This window comes from Sutcliffiella halmapala, assembly GCF_050107295.1.
Lineage (GTDB): Bacteria > Bacillota > Bacilli > Bacillales > Bacillaceae_I > Sutcliffiella_A > Sutcliffiella_A halmapala_A.
Window position 1 is genome coordinate 278,295 of sequence record NZ_JBNIKR010000007.1, and the last position, 15,485, is coordinate 293,779.

Consider the following 15,485-nt stretch of genomic DNA (forward strand, 5'->3'; position numbering starts at 1 on the left):
GAAAATTTAGTGTCAGTAAAAGTTCTAAATGGGAAACGTTTTGCACAGATGATCATCCAGGGTGCAAATCATTTATCTAACAACGCCAAGACTGTGGATGCGTTGAATGTGTTTCCGGTTCCGGATGGAGATACAGGTACGAACATGAACCTTTCCATCACATCAGGAGCAAAGGAAGTAAAAAACAATGTTTCCGAGCATATAGGTAGTGTTGGTTCTGCTCTGGCTAAAGGCCTGCTTATGGGGGCAAGAGGTAACTCGGGGGTTATTCTTTCTCAGCTATTCCGTGGATTCTCCAAGCATATCGAATCAAAGGAAACAATCACAAGTAAGGATTTTGCACAAGCGCTTGAAGCAGGCGTTCAAACGGCCTATAAAGCAGTTATGAAGCCTGTGGAAGGAACCATTTTAACCGTTGCGAAAGATGCAGCCAAAAAGGCGGTCGCTGTTGCAAAGAACGAAGACGATATCATTGTTCTAATGGAAGAAACGCTAAAGGAAGCGAATGCATCTTTGAAGCGTACTCCTGACCTACTGCCAGTTCTTAAAGAAGTTGGCGTGGTAGACAGTGGTGGTCAAGGTCTCGTTTATATTTATGAGGGCTTCTTGGCTGAATTGAAAGGCCAAAGAATTGAAGATATCGTACCAACCACTTCGATGAACCAATTGGTTAGTGCGGAGCATCATAAGAATGTGCATGCTGCCATCAATACAGAGGATATAGAGTTCGGATACTGTACAGAATTCATGGTTAAATTCGAAGAGGATAAATTGAAGGCAAATCCTTTTACAGAAGATAAATTCCGCAATGACTTGTCTCAACATGGAGATTCTTTACTGGTCATCGCGGACGATGAAATTGTAAAAGTTCATATCCATGCAGAGCAGCCTGGCGATGTGTTGACTTACGGTCAGCGCTACGGCAGTCTTATCAACATGAAGATTGAAAACATGCGTGAGCAGCATAGCAACCTGCTCTTTGAAGAAGATGAATATGCGGCACCTACTGTTGCACCACAAGCGAACAAAAAGCGTGAGAAGTTTGGGATCATCACCGTTGCAATGGGAGAGGGTATTGCTGAGCTATTTAAGAGCATCGGAGCAAAGGCTGTTATTGAAGGCGGCCAAACGATGAATCCGAGTACAGAGGATATCTTAAAGGCAATTGAGGAAGTAAATGCCGACAACGTCATTATCCTTCCTAACAACAGTAATATCATCATGGCTGCTAAGCAGGCTGCTGAAGTTGCCGATCAGCATGTTGCGGTTATTGAGAGCAAAACGGTTCCTCAGGGAATGGCTGCGATTCTTGCTTTCAATCCTACAGGTGAGCTGGCAGACAACGAAGAGACAATGAAAGAGGCTTTAACATCTGTTAAAACCGGTCAGGTTACATTTGCTGTAAGAGACACCAACATCGATGGCATTGAAATCCAAAAAAATGATTTCATGGGAATCGCTGACGGTAAAATTGTCATCACAAGCAAAGATAAAAAGCAGGCTGCCAAGGACCTGCTTGATACGATGATGGATGAAGATGCAGAAATCCTGACTGTCATTTATGGTGAAGATGTTTCCCAGGAAGAAGTAGACGAATTGGTGGAAGAACTTGAGCTGACTTATCCGGATGCTGAAGTAGAAGTCCACAACGGAAAACAACCGTTATATTCCTACATCTTCTCTATTGAATAAGCTCATATAATCAGGAAAATGAATCAATACAAAAGAAGGGGGTAAATACCCTTCTTTTGTATGTTTTTTTATCAACCAAGGTGTTGGATATCTCTGTTGATTTTATGTGCGTAGTGCGGAAATCAACAGCGGTATTTAAAGAGTAATATCCAATATCCTATTGTCATTGAGGGGGAGTGGGGAAATGAAATATAAAAGTGTCTTTGATATTATTGGTCCTGTAATGATTGGTCCATCAAGTTCTCATACAGCGGGAGCTGCCAGAATTGGTCGTGTTGCGAGAAGTCTGTTTGGCAGACAGCCTGAATGGGCAAGCATCTCCTTTTATGGCTCTTTTGCAAAAACATATAAAGGTCACGGGACGGACGTTGCGATTGTCGGCGGTCTTCTGGACTTTGATACATTTGATGAACGAATTAAAACTTCCCTATCCATTGCTGACTCATTGAGCATGAAAGTTGAATTCATAGAGGAAGAAGCAATAACGGATCATCCTAACACTGCAAAAGTTAGGATTGGGGACGAGCAGGGAGAACTGGAGCTTGTAGGCATCTCCATCGGTGGAGGGAAGATTGAAATCACAGAGCTAAATGGCTTTGAATTGAGACTTTCTGGGAACCATCCGGCCCTCTTGGTTGTGCATAATGACCGATATGGTGCAATCGCTGGAGTTGCTAATGTACTTGCGAAATTTGCCATCAATGTCGGACATATGGAAGTTTCACGTAAAGAAAAAGGGAAACAGGCATTGATGACAATAGAGGTGGATCAGAATATTGATGATGCGGTAATCATTGAGCTGTCTGCGTTGCCTCACATTACTCAAGTAACGAAAATAGTGGATTAACTTTCAGAATAATAATGTCAGCGCTTTCAAATAGAGGGAAGGGGGAACTTAGTATGTTTCGGAATGTAGCAGAATTAATCGAGATTGCCGAAAGCACAAATAAGAAAATATCCCAGATCATGATCGAGCAGGAAATGGAGTTCACCGGTAAGAGCAAGGAGGACATCATTTCGCAGATGGATCGAAATCTAGAGGTAATGGAACATGCGGTGGAAAGAGGGCTGCAAGGGGTGCAATCCGTTTCAGGTCTTACTGGGGGAGATGCAGTCCTATTACAGAAGTATATTGAATCCGGTAAGTCTTTGACTGGTAAAAATATTCTGGATGCGGTTAGTAAAGCTGTTGCAACCAATGAAGTGAATGCAGCAATGGGAACGATCTGTGCTACTCCGACTGCAGGATCTGCAGGAGTAGTTCCTGGGACACTATTTGCTGTAAAGAATGTGTTAAACCCAACACGTGAGGAAATGATCAATTTCCTGTTCACTTCTGGAGCATTCGGGTTTGTTGTAGCAAACAATGCCTCTATTTCAGGTGCAGCAGGTGGATGTCAGGCTGAAGTTGGCTCAGCTTCCGGTATGGCTGCTGCCGCAATCGTGGAAATGGCAGGGGGCACACCAGATCAATGTGCCCAAGCAATGGCCATTACACTGAAAAACATGTTAGGATTAGTATGCGACCCTGTAGCTGGCTTGGTGGAGGTCCCTTGTGTCAAGAGAAATGCAATGGGAGCGGCCAATGCCATGGTGGCAGCAGATATGGCACTTGCAGGAATTACAAGTAGAATTCCTTGCGATGAAGTGATTGACGCGATGTACAAAATCGGTCAAACGATGCCGACTGCACTAAAAGAAACAGCGCAAGGAGGGTTGGCGGCAACACCAACTGGACGTGAGCTAGAAGCGAAAATATTTGGTGTTACCTTACAAAAAGGTGAGTAAACTATCTGAAACTTCGATAACAAATGTTAAAGGTATTGGGGAAGAGACAGCCAATTCCCTTCATAGCATGGGAATTGAATCTGTAGAGGATCTTCTCATGCATCTCCCATACCGATATGAAGACTATCGCTTGCGGGATATTTCCGAAGTGAAACATGATGAGAAAATAACAGTGGAAGGGAAGGTTCATGGTGAGCCTTCTCTTATGTATTATGGGAAGAAGAAATCAAGACTGACTTTTCGCGTATTTGTGGGAAGCTTTCTAGTGAAGGCAGTCTGTTTCAACCGACCGTTCTATAAAAACAAACTGGCAATCAATGATACCATCACCATTACAGGAAAGTGGGACCAGCACAGACAAACCATAACGGTTCTGGAAATACATTTCGGTCCTTTTTCAGGGGAGCGGGAAGTGGAGCCGGTATATTCTGTGAAGGGGAACATTACGGTCAAGCAGATGAGAAAGTTCATCCATTCTGCCCTAAAAGAATATGGCGACCGAATCGATAATTCGTTGCCACCTGTTCTGCTGCAAAAGTATAAGCTGCCATCCAAGAAGGATTCCATTTCAGCCTTACATAATCCTGCCAATCAAGAAATGCTTAAAGGAGCCAGACGCTATCTCGTTTATGAGGAGTTTCTGATGTTTCAGCTAAAAATACAGGCACTGCGAAAATATCAACGAGAGCATTCCAAAGGCATCACTCAAAAATTTGCTGAGAAGAGCTTGAATGAATTTATCCAGTGTCTCCCTTTTCCTCTGACAGGTGCTCAAACTCGCGTGTTGAAAGAAATTCTGGGAGACATGGCTTCTCCTTACAGAATGAACCGCTTGCTCCAGGGGGATGTTGGATCAGGGAAAACAGTTGTGGCAGCAATCGGCCTGTATGCATCCTATCTTTCCGGCTATCAGGGAGCGTTGATGGTCCCGACTGAAATCCTTGCAGAACAGCATGCACAATCCCTGACAGGGCTGTTTGCATCAACTCCTTTAAGGGTTGAACTATTGACGAGTTCTGTAAAAGGAAAGAGAAGAAGAGAGCTTCTGGAGCAATTGAAAAATGGGAAAATAGATATTCTGATAGGAACACATGCACTGATACAGGACGAAGTGGATTTTTCCAGATTAGGTCTGGTCATCACGGATGAACAGCATCGTTTTGGCGTAGGGCAAAGGAGGATTTTGAGAGAAAAAGGGGAGAGTCCTGATGTACTGTTCATGACTGCCACCCCTATTCCAAGAACTCTTGCCATTACTGCCTTCGGTGAGATGGATGTCTCCATCATAGATGAAATGCCTGCAGGAAGAAAAGCGATAGAAACGTATTGGGCTAAACACCAGATGATCGATAGAGTACTGACCTTTGTGGAAAAGGAATTGGTGAAAGGAAGACAGGCCTATGTGATCTGCCCCCTCATAGAAGAATCTGAAAAACTCGATGTACAAAATGCCATAGATGTCCATGATATGCTGACCCACTACTACCGGGGAAAATGGAAAATTGGTCTGATGCACGGCCGCCTCAACTCCGATGAGAAAGAAAAAGTGATGCAGGAATTCAGCGACAACAAGGCACAGGTATTGGTTTCCACTACTGTAGTAGAGGTAGGAGTCAACGTCCCAAATGCTACGATGATGGTGATCTACGATGCAGAGCGGTTTGGCTTATCACAACTCCATCAATTAAGAGGACGTGTAGGGCGCGGCTCCGAGCAATCTTACTGTATTTTGCTCGCAGATCCTAAATCTGAAGTAGGGAAAGAACGGATGAAAATCATGACAGAAACGAATGATGGATTCGTCCTATCTGAAAAAGATCTCGAACTCAGAGGGCCTGGTGACTTTTTTGGAAGAAAACAGAGCGGTGTTCCTGAGTTTAAAGTGGCCGACATGGTTCATGATTACCGCGCCTTAGAAGTTGCCAGACAGGATGCCTATGATCTTCTTCATTCGCAAAGTTTTTGGGAAGAAGGCCAATACGAGGGTTTAAGAACCGTGATTGAGGAATCAGGCGTGTTGGATGGCGAAAAACTGGATTGATTCCACCACATAATCTCGGAAGCTAGCAGAATCTGCTAGCTTCCATTTTTGGTTGAAAGCATGGTTTTGAGTGGAAATTGACTACACATAAAGATTTTTTCTTGCAATATAAAGGACTCCTATATATACTACTATTAGTACCTAGTCATAATAGTTCGGATGGTGTAAATAGATGAGAAGAAATAAAAAGGAGCGCCAATTATCGTTAAAAGACAAGATTAAAGAGAATCCTTTTATTACGGATGAAGAATTGGCGGAATTTTTTCAAGTGAGCATTCAAACGATCCGATTGGATCGACTGGAACTAAGTATTCCTGAATTAAGGGAAAGAATAAAAAATGTAGCGGCCCGTACGTTGGAAAAAGAAGTCCGCTCCTTGCCGATTGAAGAGATAATCGGGGAGATCATTGATCTGGAGCTGGATCAAACCGCCATCTCCATCTTTGACGTTCAGAGCGAGCATGTATTTAAAAGAAATAATATCACACGTGGCCATCACCTATTTGCACAGGCAAACTCGTTGGCCGTTGCGGTCATCAATGACGAATTGGCACTGACAGCTAAAGCGACCATCCGTTTTACGAGACCCGTAAAGCTTGGGGAACGCATCGTAGCCAAAGCGGTGGTCAGTAAAGTAGATAAGGAAAAGGGCAGAACAACCGTTGAAGTGAAAAGTACCGTTGGCAGTGAAAAGGTGTTTCACGGGGAATTTGAAATGTTCCGGTCTACAAGTTTTTAATCTAGCAAAGGCAGGTAGTAAAACATGAAAATTGCAATAGATGCAATGGGCGGGGATCATGCACCGAAGTCCATGGTGGAAGGAACAATGAAAGCGGTCGAGGCTTATCCTGATCTAACGTTCACTTTAGTTGGCGACGAGCAGAAAATACGACCATACTTAACACAAGATAAGAATATAAGCATTATACATACAACAGAAGCGATTTCAGGTGACGAAGAACCAGTAAAGGCGGTCCGCAAAAAGAAAAACTCCTCTTTGGTTCTGATGGCCAAGGAAGTAAAAGAAGGACGAGCGGATGCTTGCATTTCTGCAGGAAACACAGGAGCCCTGATGACTGCCGGTCTGTTGGTGGTCGGAAGAATCAAAGGAATCGCGCGCCCGGCACTTTCACCCACATTTCCCACCATCGGAGGAGAAGGGTTTGTGATGCTTGATGTGGGAGCGAACGTGGATGCAAAGCCGGAGCACCTCTTCCAATATGCGCTCATGGGTTCCATCTATGCCGAAAAAGTCAGAGGGATTAAAGCGCCTCGTGTGGGATTATTGAATGTGGGTACCGAGGAAAAAAAAGGGAACGAACTGACCAAAGCCGCATTTGAACTGATTAAAGAGTCCGGTGCTGTACATTTTATCGGCAATGTGGAATCACGCGATCTATTGAATGGTGTAGCGGATGTAGTGGTGACGGACGGCTTCACAGGTAACATTGCATTAAAGACAATTGAAGGTACGGCACTTTCGGTATTTGCCATGATGAAGGAAGCGTTGACCAGTGATTTGAAAAGCAAGCTTGCAGCAGCGGTGTTGAAACCGAAACTAAAAACTTTGAAAAATAAAATGGACTATTCGGAGTATGGAGGGGCCGCATTATTCGGATTAAAGGCTCCTGTTGTCAAAGCGCACGGATCTTCGGATGCCAATGCCTTTTACAATGCGATACGACAGACACGCAATATGCTGGAGTCCAACATGGTTGGCGTGATAACAGAAACGATTGAAAAAACGGAATTTGTTACAAAAGAGGAGAACGGGGGAGAATAATGGGTAAAGTAGCATTTGTTTTTCCAGGCCAAGGTTCACAGACTGTCGGAATGGGGCAGGAGCTTTCCAGTCATTTTGCGGTAGTGGACAACATCATCAAAAAAGCGGATGAAAAACTAAGGTTTAGCTTATCCTCCCTTATGTTTGAAGGGCCGCAGGAGGAATTGACATTAACATACAATGCGCAGCCTGCCCTGTTAACAACGAGTATTGCTATACTTGAAAAATTGAAGGAAGCAGGAGTAAGGGCCGATTATGTTGCCGGCCATAGTCTGGGGGAGTATTCTGCACTTGTTGCTGCCGGCTCCATCAGTTTTGAGGATGCGGTGCATACAGTTCACCTGCGTGGAAAGTTCATGGAAGAGGCAGTACCAGCAGGGGAAGGCACGATGGCCGCAGTCCTGGGGTTGGATGAAGCGGTTCTCTTGGAGGTTACCGAGCAAGTGACAAGCACCAGTGCTTCAGTCCAGCTTGCCAACCTCAACTGTCCAGGGCAGATTGTCATCTCGGGCTCCACTGACGGTGTTCAGGCAGCTTCTGAGCTAGCGAAGGAAAAAGGCGCAAAGCGCGTCATCCCATTAGTGGTGAGCGGCCCTTTCCACTCCAGTCTCATGCAGCCTGCAGCAGAGAAGCTTGCAGCTGCATTGAAAACAATAGAAGTGAAGAATACCGAAATCCCTGTTATTGCCAATGTGGATGCACATGAAATGCAAAATGCTGAGGAAATCAATGAAAAGCTCGTCCAGCAATTATACTCCCCTGTAAGATGGGAGCAATCGGTCGAACGAATGATCGAACTAGGAGTAGATACATTTGTCGAAGTTGGACCTGGTAAAGTGTTATCAGGCCTGATCAAAAAAATAAACCGCCGGGTAACAACCATCCCTGTCTATGACATGGAAACGTTGCAAAAAGCGTTAGATCACTTTCAAGGGGAGGATTCATCAAATGCTTAAAGGTAAAACAGCAGTCATCACAGGAGCGTCACGCGGTATTGGTCGCGCCATCGCTTTAGATTTGGCGGAACAGGGTGCAAATATCGTGGTCAACTATTCCGGCAGTGAGGCAAAGGCCTATGAAGTGGTGGAAGAAATCAAACAAATGGGTGGGAACGCAATAGTGGTTCGCGCTAATGTGGCAAATATGGAAGAGGTTCAGGCGATGATGAAAGAGAGCCTGGAACAATTCGGGTCTATCGATATTCTTGTGAACAATGCGGGGATTACAAGGGATAACCTGCTAATGCGCATGAAGGAAGACGAGTGGGATGATGTAATCAACATCAACCTCAAAGGCGTTTTCAATGCAACCAAAGCGGTGACAAGGCAAATGATGAAGCAGCGCTCAGGCAGAATCATCAATATCGCTTCAATTGTTGGTGTAAGCGGAAACCCTGGACAAGCAAATTATGTGGCCGCCAAAGCAGGTGTCATCGGTCTTACCAAAACGACAGCCCGTGAATTGGCATCACGTCACATTACCGTAAATGCGATTGCCCCAGGATTCATTACAACCGACATGACAGATAAATTGACCGAAGAAGTTAAAGCTGAAATGCTGAAGCAGATTCCGTTAGCCCGTTTCGGTGAAGCGAAGGACATTGCTTCCGTAGTTTCCTTCCTTGCAAGTGAAAAGAGTGCGTATATCACTGGCCAGACACTTCACGTGGACGGCGGAATGGTGATGTAACAAGGCTGTTCGTGCAGGACCGCCAATCAAGTCGAACAATATTCTTGTGAAATACTGTAGACAATCTGGTTTTTTTCGCAAATTTTAACTATAATACTTGAGGGGAGGTGAAAGTTATGGCAGAGGTTTTAGAGCGTGTAACAAAGATCATTGTTGATCGTTTAGGTGTGGACGAGTCCGAAGTTAATCTTGATTCTAAATTCAAAGATGATTTAGGTGCAGATTCTTTAGATGTAGTTGAATTGGTAATGGAGCTTGAGGATGAGTTTGAATTGGAAATTTCAGACGATGAAGCAGAAAACATTACTACAGTTGCAGATGTGGTCAACTACATAAAAGCAAACACATAATTGCTTCACCTTGAAAGTCCCACTTTATAAGTGGGACTCTTATTTATTTTCCGGGGTACATTCAGCTTTTTCATTCAAACGATACCCGACTGTATTTCTGCTCAAATCTATGCTAACATAAGTTTTTTACATAAAAATGAGCAAATGGTGTAAGATGCTATTTGTAACCTGTAAATAATTTGTTAAAATAGTCATGTTATACATCTTTCGTCACATGATTTTATAGTCAGCATAGGGAAAGAAGAATGTATGTTGGAGGCACCTTTATGACAAGAAATAAAAGTCGAATAAATGAAAAGAAAAGTGAAGCGATCTCAAAGAAGTTCCAAACGCTTCAAGAAGACTTGGGCATCGATTTTCAAAATGATAAATTACTGTATCAGGCATTTACACATTCATCGTATGTGAATGAGCATCGGAGAAAGCCATATGAGGATAATGAACGATTGGAGTTTTTGGGGGACGCAGTGCTCGAATTGACGGTCTCTCAATTCTTATATAAGAAATTTCCGATGATGAGTGAAGGTCAGCTGACGAAACTGCGTGCATCTATCGTGTGCGAGCCATCACTTGTTTCTTTTGCAAATGAGCTTTCCTTCGGTTCTTACGTATTACTCGGGAAAGGGGAGGAATTGACAGGTGGACGAGCCAGACCTGCCTTGCTTGCGGATGTGTTTGAATCCTTTATTGGGGCACTGTACCTGGATCTTGGACTGCCAGCCGTATTCTTATTCCTGGAAAAATACGTGTACCCTAAAATAAATGAAGGTGCTTTTTCTCATGTGATGGATTATAAGAGTCAATTGCAGGAATTGATTCAGCGCAATGCACTTGGCGTGATTGAATATGAAGTGCTTGAGGAGAAAGGTCCTGCTCACAACAGGGAATTTGTCTCCAAGGTCAGTTTGAATAAAGAGGAGCTTGGAATTGGTGTCGGCAGATCGAAAAAGGAAGCCGAGCAGCACGCTGCACAGTTCGCATTAGACAAGCTCAAGCAATCGAAATAGTAGGAATGGAGAATAGAGGGCGATCCGATGGTGCCTCCGCTGCGGCTATATGGGTCGCCTTCTTTTCTTTTTACATAGGCAATAAAATTACGGGCTGTAGTTGAATACAAAAAAGCAACAATGTATGCGAAAAAGGCCTTTATATAAAACAGAGGTGAAGGATTATGTACCTCAAACGATTAGAAGTGGTTGGATTTAAGTCGTTTGCAGAAAAGATATCGGTAGATTTTGTACCGGGGGTAACAGCCGTTGTTGGCCCTAATGGAAGTGGAAAGAGCAATATTATCGATGCCATCAGATGGGTGCTGGGAGAACAGTCAGCCAAATCTCTGCGTGGGTCGAAAATGGAAGATATCATTTTTGCAGGTAGTGACAGCAGGAAGGCATTGAATATTGCCGAGGTTACCCTCACACTTGACAACAGCAAGCGTATCCTGCCTATCGATTACATGGAGGTAAGTGTAACAAGGCGCGCCTACCGTTCCGGTGACAGCGAGTTCCTGATTAACAAGCAATCGTGTCGTCTGAAGGATATTGTCGACCTGTTCATGGATTCCGGACTAGGTAAAGAAGCTTTTTCCATTATCAGTCAAGGGAAAGTCGAGGAAATCCTGAGCAGCAAGGCGGAAGAGAGAAGAAGCATCTTCGAGGAAGCGGCTGGTGTGCTGAAATATAAATCCCGTAAAAAGAAAGCGGAAAGCAAGCTTTGGGACACACAGGAAAACCTGAATCGTGTATCTGATATTCTGCACGAACTTGAAGGACAGGTGGAGCCACTTAAAATGCAGGCTTCCATTGCGAAGGATTACCTGGAGAAAAAGGAAGAGCTTGAGCAGATCGAAGTAGGGGTAACCGTCTACGAAATAGAAGAACTGCACCAAAAGTGGGAAAGAACCTCACAGGAAGTCAAGGAGAGTACAGAAAAGGAGTTGACCCTTTCTTCTGAACTTTCACAAAAGGAAGCGACACTTGAAAAGTATAAAGACCAAGTTGCTGCACTCGATGAATCCGTCGACTCCCTCCAGCAGGCATTGCTTGTTGCAAGCTCGGAGCTTGAAAAGCTTGAAGGACGGAAGGAAGTCCTGAAGGAACGCAAAAAAAATGCAAGTTCAAACAGGGCGCAGCTGGAAAAGTCATCAGTAGAGCTCGATCAGTTCCTGAAGTCGCATAAAGAGAAATGGCAAACAGAAAAAGTAGTGCTTGAAACTCTTCAACAGGAGCTGATTTTAACAGAACAGCAGCTCAAGGAGAAGCAGCTGATCAATGAGCAATTCGATTTGAACATCGAAGAGAAGATTGATGCACTCAAAAGCGAATATATTGAACTATTAAACAAGCAAGCTACTGTTCGTAACGAGCTGACTTATTTAGAACAGCAAGAAAAACAAGAAGGATTGAAAATCCAGAGGCTTGATGAGGGGAACCAGAAGTATGTGAACCAACGTCATGCCACAGAACAGAAAAAGCTGGAAATCCAAAAAAGGCATAAGGCGGTCAGTGAAGAGCTTCATCAAACCATTGATTCGTTTCGAAAAGAGCAGGCTGCTTTAGATCAATACAAGGATTCCTATCAAAAGAAAGAAACAACCCTTTACCAGGCATACCAGTTCCTTCAGCAGACAAGATCCAGGAAGGAAATGCTCGAAACCATGCAAGGGGATTTTGCAGGATTTTTCCAGGGTGTCAAGGAAATACTGAAAGCCCGCGATGAAAACCGCCTATCCGGTATCAAAGGGGCGGTAGCTGAACTGATCCAGGTGAATCAGATCGTTGAGACAGCCATTGAGATAGCCCTCGGTAGCGCAACCCAGCACATTGTGGTGGAGGATGAACAGAGTGCCCGGTCTTCCATCCAGTATCTGAAGAAGAACGGTTATGGAAGAGCTACCTTTTTGCCTCTTAGCGTAATGAAGCCGCGGACAATGCCGGAGTATCAGCTGAAGCAGATCGGCCAGCATGATGCATTTGTGGGAGTGGCAGCATCACTTGTGGAAAGTGATTCCGCCTATGAAAATATCGTTCTCAATCTTTTAGGAACCATTGTAATTGCAAGGGATCTTAAAGGGGCCAATGCACTAGCCTCCATACTTCAGCATCGCTACCGGATTGTCACGCTCGATGGTGATGTGGTGAATCCCGGGGGCTCGATGACCGGGGGAGCTGTTAAGCAAAAGTCAAACAGTCTCCTGAGCAGGGGCCGTGAGCTGGATACGATTGCTTCCAAGCTTGAGGAGATGGAAGGGAAAACGTCTCTTCTTGAAGATCAAGTGAAAACACTCAAGCAGAAAATCTCGGAAAAAGAGATGCAGGTCCAACAATTGAAAGAAGCAGGAGAGGACCTACGATATAAGGAGCAGGAAATCCTGAGCCAGATCAGGGAAGTGGAGCTGGAAGAGAAAAATGTCAATGAGCATCTTAGCTTGTATGATTACGAGAAACAGCAGCTTTCCTCCTCCATCCAGCAAGCGGTCGACCGCAAAACGGTTCTTGAGACAGATCTGAAAGAGGTAGGACTTGGTATTGTGAAGCTTGATAGGGAAATAGCAGAGCTGCATACCAAGAAAAATGAACAGCACACAACAAAGGAAGCTGTCCAAAACGAACTTACCCAACTAAAAGTGGACTATGCAGGAAAGAAAGAAAAGCTTCATAGCCAATCTGAAAAAGTGGAAAACATCACACAGGAAATCGAATCAGGACAAGAGAAACTGACAGAAGTCTGTGAAGACCTGGCTCTGCTCCAAAGCGAGATGAATGACAACTCTTCCGGGGAACAGAAGCTGGAAGTGGCTGCAAAAGAAAAGCTGCAGGACAAAAATACGACAATGAAGCTGATTGCCGAGCGGAGAGCACAGCGTTTGACCATCTATGAGAAGGTGGAAAATGAAGAGCTGGAGCTGAAGGGGCTGAAAAGGCAATACAAACAGCTCACAGATATTTTGAAAGCGGAAGAAGTAAAGCTGAACCGTCTGGATGTGGAACTTGATAATAGACTTCATCATTTAAGGGAAGAGTATATGCTGTCATTTGAAGCGGCGAAAGAAGAATATCCCCTTGATGTGGAAATTGAGGAAGCGCGCAAAAAAGTGAAGCTGATCAAACTTGCCATCGAAGAGCTTGGGACAGTCAATATTGCGGCTATCGAAGAGTATGATCGAGTAAGTGAACGATATTATTTCCTGAAAGAGCAAAAGGATGATCTGCAGGAAGCGAAGGATACTTTGTTCCAAGTCATAGGAGAGATGGACGAAGAGATGAAAAAACGCTTTGAGACGACGTTCACTAACATCCGTGCCCATTTCCATGATGTTTTCCGTTCCCTGTTTGGAGGCGGACGAGCGGATCTTGTACTGACCGATCCGAGTGATATGCTGAATACAGGTGTAGATATTGTCGCACAACCACCAGGAAAGAAACTTCAGAACCTTGGGCTGTTATCTGGAGGAGAGCGGGCATTGACCGCAATCGCCCTATTATTCTCCATTCTGAAGGTAAGACCGGTACCGTTCTGCATTCTGGATGAGGTGGAAGCGGCGCTTGATGAAGCGAATGTCCACCGCTTTGCGCAATACCTGAAGCAGTTCAGTAAAGACACGCAATTCATCGTCATCACACATCGTAAGGGAACGATGGAATTCAGTGATGTACTCTATGGAGTGACCATGCAGGAATCAGGTGTTTCCAAGCTCGTTTCCGTAAGACTGGAAGAATCCAGGGAACTAGTCCAATAAAAAAGCGTTGTTAGAGAGGAAGAGATAGAATGAGCTTTTTTAAAAAGTTGAAAGAAAAAATCACTTTTCAAACGGAATCTGTTTCAGAAAAGTTCAAAGAGGGTCTGACTAAAACAAGAGATTCCTTTTCAGGTAAAGTAAACGATCTTGTTGCCCGATATCGTAAAGTGGATGAGGATTTCTTCGAAGAATTGGAAGAAATCCTCATTGGAGCGGATGTCGGCGTCAATACCGTAATGCAGCTTATTGATGAACTGAGAATGGAAGTGAAGCGCCGCAATATCCAGGATCCTCGCGAGGTACAGGCTGTCATTTCCGAAAAATTGGTGGAAATCTATGAAGCTGGTGAGGATATCTCCCCGCGCATCAACATGCAGGAGGAAGGATTAACAGTCATTCTTGTGGTTGGTGTAAATGGTGTTGGGAAAACCACCTCAATCGGAAAGCTCTCCAATAAACTGAAGCAGGATGGCAAAAAAGTTCTGCTTGCAGCAGGGGATACCTTCCGTGCCGGTGCGATTGAACAGCTTGAGGTATGGGGAGAGCGCGTAGGTGTCGACGTAATCAAGCAATCTTCCGGGTCCGATCCTGCAGCCGTGATGTTTGATGCAATCCAGGCGGCAAAAGCCCGGAAAGCCGATGTGTTGTTATGTGATACGGCCGGACGCCTGCAAAATAAAGTGAACCTGATGAAGGAGCTTGAAAAGGTGAAGCGTGTAATCGAACGCGAAGTGCCAGGGGCTCCTCATGAAGTGCTGCTTGTCCTTGATGCAACTACAGGCCAGAATGCACTGAGCCAGGCAAAGATATTCTCTGAAGTGACAAACGTCTCCGGTATCATTCTGACAAAGCTCGATGGAACAGCAAAGGGTGGTATCGTTCTGGCCATCCGCAACGAGCTGAAGATCCCGGTGAAATTCGTCGGCCTTGGTGAAAAAGTGGAAGATCTTCAGGAGTTCAATGCAGAACAGTATGTGTATGGACTCTTTGCAGATATGGTGGATAAGGAAGTAGTAGAATAAGATGGTGACCGCTCCGGGTTGGGGCGGTTTTTTCTTTATGTTATAGGTAGGTCGTGAACTTGATGGTTGATGGTTGAGACCGCAAAACCGGAGAAAGAGGGAAATGGTGGTCTCAAAAGGGCTGGTTGAGACCACGAAACCGGGGAAAGAGGGAAATGGTGGTCTCAAAAGGGATGGTTGAGACCGCAAAACCGGAGAAAGAGGGAAATGGTGGTCTCCAAAGGGCTGGTTGAGACCACGAAACCGGAGAAAGAGGATTAAGTCCATATAATTGTGTAAAATGAAAGAGTCATTTTATTCACTCTTGGCAACACTGTTTTCAACCACGATAAACAATGAAAAGAGGAATAAAGATGACTCAATTACAGTTTAACCTTAATGT

12 protein-coding genes are annotated in these 15,485 nt (G+C 44.5%); all 12 read left to right on the forward strand.

Features of this window, described 5'->3' with window-relative positions; genetic code table 11:
• Positions 1–9: 9 nt before the first annotated feature.
• Complete coding sequence (locus ACQCT5_RS13970) at positions 10–1,692, forward strand: DAK2 domain-containing protein (RefSeq protein ID WP_499642620.1); 1,683 nt, start codon at positions 10–12, stop codon at positions 1,690–1,692.
• A gap of 184 nt (positions 1,693–1,876) precedes the next feature.
• Positions 1,877–2,539 (forward strand): L-serine ammonia-lyase, iron-sulfur-dependent subunit beta, encoded by a 663-nt coding sequence (gene sdaAB, locus ACQCT5_RS13975; RefSeq protein WP_499642621.1) that lies wholly within the window; start codon positions 1,877–1,879, stop codon positions 2,537–2,539.
• A gap of 53 nt (positions 2,540–2,592) precedes the next feature.
• Complete coding sequence (sdaAA, locus tag ACQCT5_RS13980) at positions 2,593–3,480, forward strand: L-serine ammonia-lyase, iron-sulfur-dependent, subunit alpha (RefSeq protein WP_499642622.1); 888 nt, start codon at positions 2,593–2,595, stop codon at positions 3,478–3,480.
• The gene (gene recG, locus ACQCT5_RS13985; RefSeq protein ID WP_499642623.1) at positions 3,473–5,521 is read left to right on the forward strand and encodes an ATP-dependent DNA helicase RecG; all 2,049 of its coding nucleotides are present in this window, start codon (positions 3,473–3,475) and stop codon (positions 5,519–5,521) included. The genes sdaAA and recG overlap by 8 nt, the downstream gene beginning before the upstream one ends.
• A gap of 172 nt (positions 5,522–5,693) precedes the next feature.
• Positions 5,694–6,260, forward strand: coding sequence for a transcription factor FapR (gene fapR / locus ACQCT5_RS13990; RefSeq protein WP_386637585.1), 567 nt, complete (start codon positions 5,694–5,696; stop codon positions 6,258–6,260).
• 24 nt (positions 6,261–6,284) lie between these two features.
• Positions 6,285–7,304 carry a phosphate acyltransferase PlsX gene (gene plsX / locus ACQCT5_RS13995; protein WP_499642624.1) on the forward strand — a complete coding sequence of 340 codons (1,020 nt, stop codon included), beginning with the start codon at positions 6,285–6,287 and terminating at the stop codon, positions 7,302–7,304.
• Complete coding sequence (fabD, locus tag ACQCT5_RS14000; protein WP_499642625.1) at positions 7,304–8,260, forward strand: ACP S-malonyltransferase; 957 nt, start codon at positions 7,304–7,306, stop codon at positions 8,258–8,260. Before plsX ends, fabD begins: the two co-directional genes overlap by 1 nt.
• Complete coding sequence (gene fabG / locus ACQCT5_RS14005) at positions 8,253–8,993, forward strand: 3-oxoacyl-[acyl-carrier-protein] reductase (RefSeq protein ID WP_499642626.1); 741 nt, start codon at positions 8,253–8,255, stop codon at positions 8,991–8,993. The genes fabD and fabG overlap by 8 nt, the downstream gene beginning before the upstream one ends.
• A 116-nt stretch (positions 8,994–9,109) precedes the next feature.
• Positions 9,110–9,343, forward strand: coding sequence for an acyl carrier protein (gene acpP / locus ACQCT5_RS14010; RefSeq protein WP_204413619.1), 234 nt, complete (start codon positions 9,110–9,112; stop codon positions 9,341–9,343).
• A gap of 266 nt (positions 9,344–9,609) precedes the next feature.
• Positions 9,610–10,350 (forward strand): ribonuclease III, encoded by a 741-nt coding sequence (rnc, locus tag ACQCT5_RS14015; protein WP_386637576.1) that lies wholly within the window; start codon positions 9,610–9,612, stop codon positions 10,348–10,350.
• Between the two features lie 164 nt (positions 10,351–10,514).
• A complete protein-coding gene (gene smc, locus ACQCT5_RS14020; RefSeq protein WP_499642627.1) occupies positions 10,515–14,081 on the forward strand; it encodes a chromosome segregation protein SMC in 3,567 nt (1,188 codons plus the stop codon).
• Between the two features lie 29 nt (positions 14,082–14,110).
• Positions 14,111–15,103, forward strand: a complete 993-nt coding sequence (ftsY, locus tag ACQCT5_RS14025) for a signal recognition particle-docking protein FtsY (protein WP_499642628.1) — start codon at positions 14,111–14,113, stop codon at positions 15,101–15,103.
• Positions 15,104–15,485: the final 382 nt, after the last annotated feature.